This window comes from Planotetraspora sp. A-T 1434 (assembly GCF_025420585.1).
Classification (GTDB): Bacteria; Actinomycetota; Actinomycetes; order Streptosporangiales; family Streptosporangiaceae; genus JAOEGB01.
Map to the genome: position 1 here is coordinate 244,523 of NZ_JAOEGB010000010.1, position 8,686 is coordinate 253,208.

The window sequence follows — 8,686 nt, forward strand, 5'->3', positions numbered from 1 at the left end:
GCCTGACGGCGTTCCCCCCGTCCGCAATGCACCCTTGGGCTCATGGGTGTAAAGGTCAGCATGGGCGTGAAGGTCAGCGTGGTTGTGCCCGTGTTCAACCCCGGGCTGGCGGACGACGCCTTCGGCGCGTGCGTGCGTTCGCTGCTTGAGCAGTCGCTGCCGCCCGAAGATTACGAAGTGATCTTCGCGGACGACGGCTCGACCGACGGGACCCGCAGGCGGCTGGACGCGATCGCCGCGATCCGCCCGAACGTCCGCGTGCTCCACCTCGACCACAGCGGCTCGCCCGCGCGCGGCCGCAACGTGGGCCTGTCCGTCGCTCACGGCGAGTACGTCTACCTGCTCAACCAGCACGACCGGCTGGAGCCCGGCGCCCTTGAGCGGATGTACGGCATGGCGGTCGAGACCGACGCCGACGTGCTGGTCGGCCGGCTGGTGGACGACGGGCCGCCGCTGTCGGCCTTCGCGGAGAACAGGGCCCGCGCGGACATCCTCCGCGACCATCTGCTCACGCTGCCGACGGCGCACAAGCTGTTCAGCCGCGACTTCGTGGAGTCGCAGCACCTGCGTTTCCCCGACCGCCCGCTGTCCGAGCAGTCCTTCGTCACCAAGGCGTACCTCGCGGCGAAGGTCGTCGCGATCCTCGCCGACGAGGTCTGCTGTCACCTGGCGCGCGCGGAGGAGGGGCAGCCGGACGGGGAGGCTCTCTACGACGGCCTGCGGGGGCTCTTCGACGTCATCGACTCGCACACCGAGCCGGGCCTCGAGCGAGACCGGATCTACGCGCACTGGTTCCGCGTGCTCGGGCTGCGCCGCCTGGGCGGCGGCCGCTTCGTGGACGCTCCCTTCGAGGAGCGGACGGTGCTGTACTCGTTTCTCCGCCAGCTCACCGTCGAGCGCTTTCCCCCGTCCCTCGACGTGCATCTGCCGGTGCACCAGCGGGCCCGGGTGGCGCTGCTGCGGGACGGCAGGCCGGAGGCGCTCGTCGAGCTGGCCGAGGCCTTCCGGGGCACCAGGCTGCGTGCCGAGCTGCGGGACGTGCGCTGGGACCAGAGCGTGCTCATCCTCGATCTCAGCGTTGAGATCGTCCGGGGCGACGGCACGCCGCTGTGGTTTCGCGTCGAGCACGGCCGCCTCCTGTGGACGCCTCCGGTGCCCATGGAGGGGCTGCTCGACCGCGAGACGGCCGACGTCAGCGAGGCGGTGGACAAGGCCCGCATGGAGGTCTACATCCGCGACGCGCAGACCGGCGAGACCTACTTCCTGCCCGTGAGCGGCGCCGTCGGCCGGGCGGTGGTGGAGGGCCAGGTGAGGGTCTGGGCGAGCGGCGAAGCCCGGCTCGACGTGGGCTCGGCCGCCCTCGGCCGCCCCCTGTGCCCGGGACTGTGGGAGGTCCACGTGCGGATGCGCGGCGTCCATCCCGGCCGCACCCGAGTCGCCCGCCCCGACGCGCAGATGAACTGCGCCGGCGTGCTGGCCGACGAGTCCCGCAGGCTCGTGGTGCCGTGCTGGTCGGAGCGCGGCGAGCTCAGCGTCTGCGTGGAGCCGAAGTCCTTCGCCGAGTCGATCGCACTCGTGTCGTCGAGGGCGTCCGTCGCCCACCAGGACGGTCACGTGTTCGTCGTCGTGCCCGTGCCGTACGTGCCGCCGAGCGGCGGGCCGGCGGCGGAGCTGGTGCTCCGGGAGCAGGACGGGCGGCACCGGAGCATGGCGGTGCCGGCGCTGGTGGAGCCGGGCATTCCGGGACGGCTGGCCGGTCAGCTCATCGCCAGGGTCCCGGTTAGCAGACTGGGCGGGGAGGACTGCCTCGGCCCCGGGACGTGGCGGCCCAGCCTGCGGGTCGCCGAGAAGGACGTGGAGCTGCTCTTCGGCCTGGCGGTGGGCCGGGGCGGGCAGGTGAGGGTCCTGCCCGCCGGGGTGTCGCCCGCTCCGTCGCTGCTCAGGAAGATCGCGGGCCGGCTCGGCTACCGCCCGCGCAGGTGAGCCAGGAGCGCCCCGCGGAACTCGGCCGGCTTCTCGATGTGCGGGCTGTGGCCGCAGCCGGGGATGACCACCTCCCGGTAGGCCCCGTAGCGGTCCAGCGCCGCGCGGGTCTGGGACACCATCGGCTGTGCGGGTGTGCCGTCCCAGCCCGGCACGGCCCCGATCACGCCGAGATGGGCGAGGTCGAAGAATGACGTGTCCGAGACGATCACGTCGTCGGCGCCCCTGACCCACAGGATGGGCGGCTTCGGATTGATCGTGTGCAGGTCGTGGTGAGGGCCACCCGCGCGACGGCCTGCCGTACGCTCCGGGGCCGGGAGGCGTAGTCGTAGTCGGTGTCGCAGCCGGGCGTGCCGGAGGCGCAGAACGGCGTTCCGGCCTCGGCGTCGCCGTCGTAGGCCGGGTCGAACTCCTCGCGGTAGACCCGCTGGGTGAGGTCCCAGTAGTAGCGGTAGTGGAAATCCCACAGGAACGCGCTTTCGGGCCAGAAGCCCGCCGCCGCCATCCCCGCGGCGTCGGCCGGGTAGGCGCGGAGCGCGGGCGGCAGGAAGGTCAGCAGGTTGGGCCCGCCGGCCGTCCAGAGCACGCCCTCCCAGTCGACTCCTCCGTCGAACAGGTCGGGACGGTTCTCCAACTGCCAGCGCACCAGGTAGCCGCCGTTGGACTGGCCGGCCGCGATCGTGCGCCGGGGCGCCATGCCGTACCTCTGTTTCGTCACCGCCTTGGCCGCGACGGCGAGCTGGCTGACGCGCTCGTTCCACTCGGCGACCGCGTCGCCGGGGGCGGCGCCGTCGCGGTAGAAGGTCACCCCGGTGTTGCCCTTGTCGGTCGCCGCGTAGGCGTATCCGCGGGCGAGCGCCCAGTCGGAGATCGTGAAGTCGTTGGCGTAGGTCTCCCGGTTGCCGGGGGAGCCGGCCACCACCAGGCCGCCGTTCCAAAGCCCCGCCCAGTCGGCCTTGTCGGTGTGGCCGGAGAGCAGCGTGCCCGCCGTGGTCAGGTCGCTCAGGCAGGTGCCGACCTGGTGCTCGGCCCCGGGTACGGTGACCGCCGGACAGGCGTCCGCCGAGGCCGGTGCGGCGGACAGAGCGCCGGCCCCGGCGATCGCGGCCACCACGAGCCCGAGGAGACGCCGCGGCATCAGGCCTCCTTCAATGCCACGGACTGCGCCGTGCCGGAGGTCGGCTCGATCGCGGACAGGTCGCGGCTGCGGGTCTCCCTGGCGGCGAAGACCGCGATGAGGGTGAGCACCGCCGCGCCCGCCACGTAGACGGAGACCGGGAGGCCGGAGTCGTAGGACTTGAGCAGGGCGACGGCGACGATCGGGGCGAGCGCGCCGGCCACGATCGAGGCGAGCTGGTAGCCGATGGACACGCCCGAGTAGCGCATCCGCGTCGCGAACAGCTCGGAGAAGAACGCCGCCTGCGGGCCGTACATCGCGCCGTGGAAGAGCAGGCCGACGGTCACCGCCAGGGTCACCAGGCCGAACGACTTGGTGTCGATGAGGGGGAAGAAGGCGAAGGCCCACAGGCCGACCCCGGCGGCCCCGATCAGGTAGACCGGGCGGCGGCCGAGCCGGTCCGAGAGCGCGCCCCACAGCGGGATCGTGACGAAGTGGGCGGCCGAGCCGATCAGCACCGCGTTCAGGACGGTCCCCTTCGGCAGGCCCGCGGCGGTCGTGGCGTACACCAGCACGAACGCGGTGATCACGTAGTAGGAGACGTTCTCCGCGAGCCGGGCGCCGATCGCGACCAGGACGTCACGCCAGTGGTGCCGCAGGACGCCGAGGATGGGGGCCTTCGGCGCGGGCTCCCGTGTGGCCTCCTGGAACACCGGCGACTCGGCCACCGTCAGCCGGATCCACAGGCCGATCAGCACGAGCACGCCGGAGAGCAGGAACGGGATCCGCCAGCCCCAGGCGAGGAAGGCGTCGTCCGGCTGGACCGCGGCGAGGAAGGCCAGCACGCCGGTCGCCAGCAGGTTGCCCCCGGGCGCCCCGGCCTGGGGCCAGGAGGCCCAGAAGCCCCGGTTGCGCGGGTCGCCGTGCTCGGAGACGAGCAGCACGGCCCCGCCCCACTCGCCGCCGAGGGCGAAGCCCTGCACGAGCCGGAGCGCCGTCAGCAGCAGCGGGGCCGCCGCGCCGAGCGTGGCGTAGGTCGGCAGGCAGCCGATCAGGAACGTCGCGCCGCCCATCATCAGGAGGCTGATGACGAGCAACTGCTTGCGCCCCAGCCGGTCGCCGTAGTGGCCGAAGACCAGCCCGCCGAGCGGCCGGGCGACGAACCCGATGGCGTAGGTGAGGAACGCGAGGAGCGTGCCCGTGAGCTCGTCCTCGGTGGGGAAGAACAGCTTGTTGAAGACCAGGGCGGCGGCCGAGCCGTACAGGAAGAAGTCGTACCACTCGATGGTCGTGCCGATCAGGCTGGCCCCGACGACCTTTCCGATCTTACTCATGGGAACTCCTCGGATGGGGGTTCCGCAAAGGTATGCAGTGACCGGGGTCACTCCTATGGGGCCGCCCTACACACCTCAGTCGTCGGTCATGTGGGTCCGCAGCCGGTGCAGCCGCAGGGCGAGCTGGATTTCCAGGGACCGCTCGGGCTCCTGCCAGTCCGCGCCGAGGAGCTGTCCCACCCGGTCGAGCCGCTGGGTCACCGTGTTCACGTGGATGTGCAGAACGTCGGCCGTACGGGACAGGGAGCCGCCCGCGCCGAAGTAGGCCGCGAGCGTCCTGACCAGGGCGGTGCCGCGCCGCGCGTCGTAGTCGAGCACCGGGCCGAGCGATGAGGCCAGGAAGCCCGGCACGTCGCGCCCCTCGCCGATCAGCAGGCCGACGAAGCCCAGCTCCTCGGCGCTCGCCCCGTCGCCCGCCCGGCCGAGGGCGGCGAGCGCGCCGGCGCAGCGCTGGGCCTCCCCGTAGGCGGCCGCGACCGTGGTGAGGCTGCAGCTCGCGGCTCCCGCCGTGGCCGGACGGCCCAGGGAGGAGCTCAGCTCGGCGGCGACGCGGCGGGCCATCAGGCCGGGTTTGTGCCCGGGCAGCAGGAGCACGACCTCGTCACCCCGCGCGGCGGCCAGGCCGTGGGCGAGCGTGGCCTGGGAGGACGCCCAGAACGCGGCGCGCTCCCGCTGCCCCTCTCTCCGGCCGGCGTCGTGCCGCGCGACGACCAGCACGTGCGGCGCGTCGAGGTCCACGCCGAGCCGCCGCGCCCGGTCGTGCAGCCCGGCCAGCTCGGGCCGGGAGATGAGGTCGTCGAGCAGCTCGCCGCGCACCCGCCCCTCGGCCTCGGCCACGCTCCGCCGGAACAGCAGCAGCAACGCCGTGACCAGCGCCGCCCGCTCCAGGATGCGCTGGTCGGTGTCGGCGACCGGGCTTTCGGTCCGCAGCACCAGAGTGCACAGCGGCGCGGCCCCGACGTCCACCGAGGCCACGAACGCGTCGCCCCGCTTGACCGTACGGCCCAGCGCCCGCGACGACTGGGCGGCGTCGAACACCCCGGCGTCGAGGTCGCCGGTCTGCCCCACGAGTGGGCGGCCCTCGTCGTCGAGCACGGTCAGGCTGCCGCCGAGAACCTCGGTGACGACCGCGGCGACGTCCTCGACGCCGCCGCCGCGCAGGACCAGCCCCGTCATCCGGTCATGCGCGTCCGCCGCCCGCTCGATGGCCGCGCTGTGCGCGCTGATCAGCGTGTTCGCCTCGCTCAGCTCGGCCAGGGCGGCCCTGGTCTCCTGCAGCAGCCGGGCGGTGTCGATCGCGACGGCGGCGTGCGCGGCCAGCGAGCCGAGCAGCGCCACCTCCTCCTGCACGAACGGCCGGGCGCTGCGGTTGGCGGCGAACAGCACGCCGATGACGCGGGGGCCGAGCCGCAGCGGCACGCCCAGGATGGCGACCAGGCCCTCCTCGTGCACCGCGTCGTCGATCGTCGTCGTGTGCTGGAACCGCGCGTCCGCGAAGTAGTCCGCCGTGTTGTACGGCGTGCTCGTCTGGGCGACCAGCCCGCCGAGACCGGCGCCCATCGCCAGCCGGAGCCGCCGGAAGCGGGCCGACACCGACCCGTCGGTCACCCGCATGAACGTGTCGCCGCGTTCGGGGTCGTTGAGTGTCATGTACGCGGTGTCCGTGCCGAGAAGCTGTCTGGCCCGCCGGACGATCGCCTCCAGGACGGCGTCGAGGTCCGTCAGCCCGGCCAGGTCGCCCGCGGTGTCGAACAGGGCCGACAGCTCGGCCTCCCGCTTGGCCCTCCTGCGGAGCATCGCCCTGACCTTGAGCGCGGCGACCTTGGCCTCCTCCAGCTCCTCCAGAGTCGCGGAGTCGGCCCCGGCCGCGCGGGCCTGCAGGACGGGCCCCTCGAACTCCACGGCCGAGGCCTCACGGGCGAGGAGTTCGAGATAGACCTTCACGTCAGCGCGCGCTCCATCCTCCGTCGAGCGGGATCGAGACTCCGGTGATGAACGACCCCTGTGGACCGCAAAGATAGGCGACCATCTCGGCCACCTCGTCCGGCTCGATCAGCCGCTTGATCGCCGTCGGGGCCAGCATGAGCCGCTCCACGACCTCGTCCTCGCTGATCCCGTGGGTCCGCGCCTGGTCGGCGATCTGGTTCTCCACCAGCGGCGTGCGCACGTAGGCGGGGTTCACGCAGTTCGACGTCACGCCGTGGGAGGCGCCTTCGAGCGCGATGACCTTCGACAGCCCCTCCAGGGCGTGCTTGGCCGTGACATATGCGGATTTGTACGGCGAGGCCCGCAGACCGTGGACCGATGAGATGTTGACGATCCGCCCCCACCCCCGGGCGTACATGCCGGGCAGCACGGCACGGGCCAGCAGGAACGGCGCCTCCACCATCACCCGGAGGATCTTGGCGAAGACCTCCGGAGGGAACTCCTCGATCGGCGCCACGTGCTGGAACCCGGCGTTGTTGACCACGATGTCGGCGGAGATCCGGGTGTCCGGCGACGGCGGGAGCTGGCCCCGCCAGGCGACCAGGAACTCGGGATCCGACAGGTCGACGGTCACCGGAGTGCCGCCGATCTCCGCAGCCACCTTCTCGACGGCGTCGGCGTTCACGTCGGCCACGACCACGTGCGCGCCCTCCGCGGCCAGGCGGCGGGCGCACGCCCGGCCGATGCCGCTTCCGGCGCCCGTCACCAGGGCGGTACGCCCATCAAGGCTCATGACGTCTCACCCTAGAAAGCCGGACCGGTCCGGCACATGGCGGCCGCCGACATAGATCCCTGCCGCCCTATGTGGGCCGGGTCATGGAAAGCACGTCGAGGATCTCGTCGAGCTGCTGCTCGGTCAGCGTGCCGTTCGCCACGTGGCCACGCTCGACGACGACTTCCTTGATCGTCTTGCGCTCCCTGAGGGCCTGCTTGGCGATCTTGGCGGCCTCCTCGTAGCCGACGTACCGGTTCAGCGGGGTGACGATCGACGGCGACGACTCGGCGTACTCCCTGAGCCGCTCGACGTTGGCGGTGATCCCGCTGACGCACCTGTCGGCCAGCAGCCGCGAGACGTTCCCCAGCAGCCTGATCGACTCCAGCACGTTGCGGGCCATCACCGGCAGCATGACGTTGAGCTCGAACGCGCCCGACGCCCCCGCCATGGTGATCGCCGCGTCGTTGCCGATGACCTGCGCGGCCACCATCGTGACCGCCTCGGGGATCACAGGGTTCACCTTGCCCGGCATGATCGACGAGCCGGGCTGGAGGTCGGGCAGGTTGATCTCGCCCAGGCCAGCGCGCGGGCCCGAGCCCATCCAGCGGAGATCATTGGCGATCTTGTTGAGCGAGACCGCGATGACCTTGAGCGCGCCCGACAGCTCGACGAGGCCGTCCCTGGCGCCCTGCGCCTCGAAATGGTCCCTGGCCTCGGTGAACGGCAGCTCGGTGGCGCGGCTCAGCTCCCCGATCACGGCCCCGGCCCAGCCCGGGTCGGGGACGTTGATGCCTGTCCCGACGGCCGTGCCGCCCAGCGGCAGCTCCGCCAGGCGGGGCAGCAGGGCCTGGATCCGCTCGATCCCCAGCTCGATCTGTGTCGAGTAGCCGCCGAACTCCTGGCCCAGCGTGACCGGCGTCGCGTCCATCAGGTGGGTCCTGCCGGACTTCACCACGCCGGCGAACTCGGCCGCCTTCTCCTCCAGCGCCGTCGCCAGGTGCTCCAGGGCGGGCGTCAGCTCGTGGACCGCCGCGTAGGTGGCCGCCACGTGGATCGAGGAGGGGAACACGTCATTGGACGACTGGGCGGCGTTCACGTGGTCGTTCGGGTGCACTGGCCGCCCGAGCCGCTCCTCGGCGAGGGTCGCGATGACCTCGTTGGCGTTCATGTTCGACGACGTGCCCGAGCCGGTCTGGAACACGTCGACGGGGAACTGGTCGTTCCACCGCCCTTCGGCCACCTCGTTCGCGGCGTCCTGTACGGCCTGCGCCAGATCCTTGTCGATGACCCCGTAGTCGGCGTTCACCTTGGCGCACGCCGCCTTGATCCGCCCGAGGGCGGCGATGTGGGCGGGTTCGAGCCCGCGGCCGGAGACCGGGAAGTTCTCCACCGCCCGCTGCGTCTGCGCCCGCCACTTGGCCTGGGCCGGCACCCGCACCTCGCCCATGGAGTCGTGTTCGATCCGGAAATCTTCCATGGGTAAGTCCTATCAACAACCCGCGGCGACATCCCTCCCACCCGGCGGGAACGAGCCAAGGCGCGGGCTAACGG

7 protein-coding genes are annotated in these 8,686 nt (G+C 72.2%); 1 reads left to right on the forward strand and 6 read right to left on the reverse strand.

Annotation, left to right across the window (positions count from 1 at the left end):
- Positions 1–42 precede the first annotated feature (42 nt).
- The gene (locus tag N5079_RS15670; RefSeq protein WP_261584500.1) at positions 43–1,983 is read left to right on the forward strand and encodes a glycosyltransferase family 2 protein; all 1,941 of its coding nucleotides are present in this window, start codon (positions 43–45) and stop codon (positions 1,981–1,983) included.
- Here the strand turns inward: N5079_RS15670 and N5079_RS15675 are convergent.
- From N5079_RS15675 to N5079_RS15700, 6 genes are all read right to left on the reverse strand, one after another.
- Complete coding sequence (locus N5079_RS15675) at positions 1,965–2,195, reverse strand: alpha/beta fold hydrolase (protein WP_261584501.1); 231 nt, start codon at positions 2,193–2,195, stop codon at positions 1,965–1,967. The genes N5079_RS15670 and N5079_RS15675 overlap by 19 nt on opposite strands.
- A complete protein-coding gene (locus N5079_RS15680; protein WP_261584502.1) occupies positions 2,192–3,121 on the reverse strand; it encodes a tannase/feruloyl esterase family alpha/beta hydrolase in 930 nt (309 codons plus the stop codon). The genes N5079_RS15675 and N5079_RS15680 overlap by 4 nt, the downstream gene beginning before the upstream one ends.
- Positions 3,121–4,434 carry an MFS transporter gene (locus tag N5079_RS15685; RefSeq protein ID WP_261584503.1) on the reverse strand — a complete coding sequence of 438 codons (1,314 nt, stop codon included), beginning with the start codon at positions 4,432–4,434 and terminating at the stop codon, positions 3,121–3,123. The genes N5079_RS15680 and N5079_RS15685 overlap by 1 nt, the downstream gene beginning before the upstream one ends.
- Positions 4,435–4,509: 75 nt before the next feature.
- The gene (locus N5079_RS15690; RefSeq protein WP_261584504.1) at positions 4,510–6,378 is read right to left on the reverse strand and encodes a helix-turn-helix domain-containing protein; all 1,869 of its coding nucleotides are present in this window, start codon (positions 6,376–6,378) and stop codon (positions 4,510–4,512) included.
- A 1-nt stretch (position 6,379) separates the two neighbouring features.
- A complete protein-coding gene (locus N5079_RS15695) occupies positions 6,380–7,153 on the reverse strand; it encodes a 3-hydroxybutyrate dehydrogenase (protein ID WP_261584506.1) in 774 nt (257 codons plus the stop codon).
- Positions 7,154–7,220: 67 nt separating this feature from the next.
- Entirely contained in the window at positions 7,221–8,612 is a 1,392-nt protein-coding gene (locus N5079_RS15700; RefSeq protein WP_261584507.1) for a class II fumarate hydratase, read from the reverse strand.
- Between the last annotated feature and the right edge of the window lie 74 nt (positions 8,613–8,686).

What these genes read in the sequence shown, in the direction of transcription:
- N5079_RS15700 (WP_261584507.1), bottom strand. Translation starts at nt 8,612, where the DNA reads ATGGAAGATTTCCGGATCGAACACGACTCCATGGGCGAGGTGCGGGTG.
- N5079_RS15670 (WP_261584500.1), top strand. Translation starts at nt 43, where the DNA reads ATGGGTGTAAAGGTCAGCATGGGCGTGAAGGTCAGCGTGGTTGTGCCC.
- N5079_RS15680 (WP_261584502.1), bottom strand. Translation starts at nt 3,121, where the DNA reads ATGCCGCGGCGTCTCCTCGGGCTCGTGGTGGCCGCGATCGCCGGGGCC.
- N5079_RS15685 (WP_261584503.1), bottom strand. Translation starts at nt 4,434, where the DNA reads ATGAGTAAGATCGGAAAGGTCGTCGGGGCCAGCCTGATCGGCACGACC.
- N5079_RS15695 (WP_261584506.1), bottom strand. Translation starts at nt 7,153, where the DNA reads ATGAGCCTTGATGGGCGTACCGCCCTGGTGACGGGCGCCGGAAGCGGC.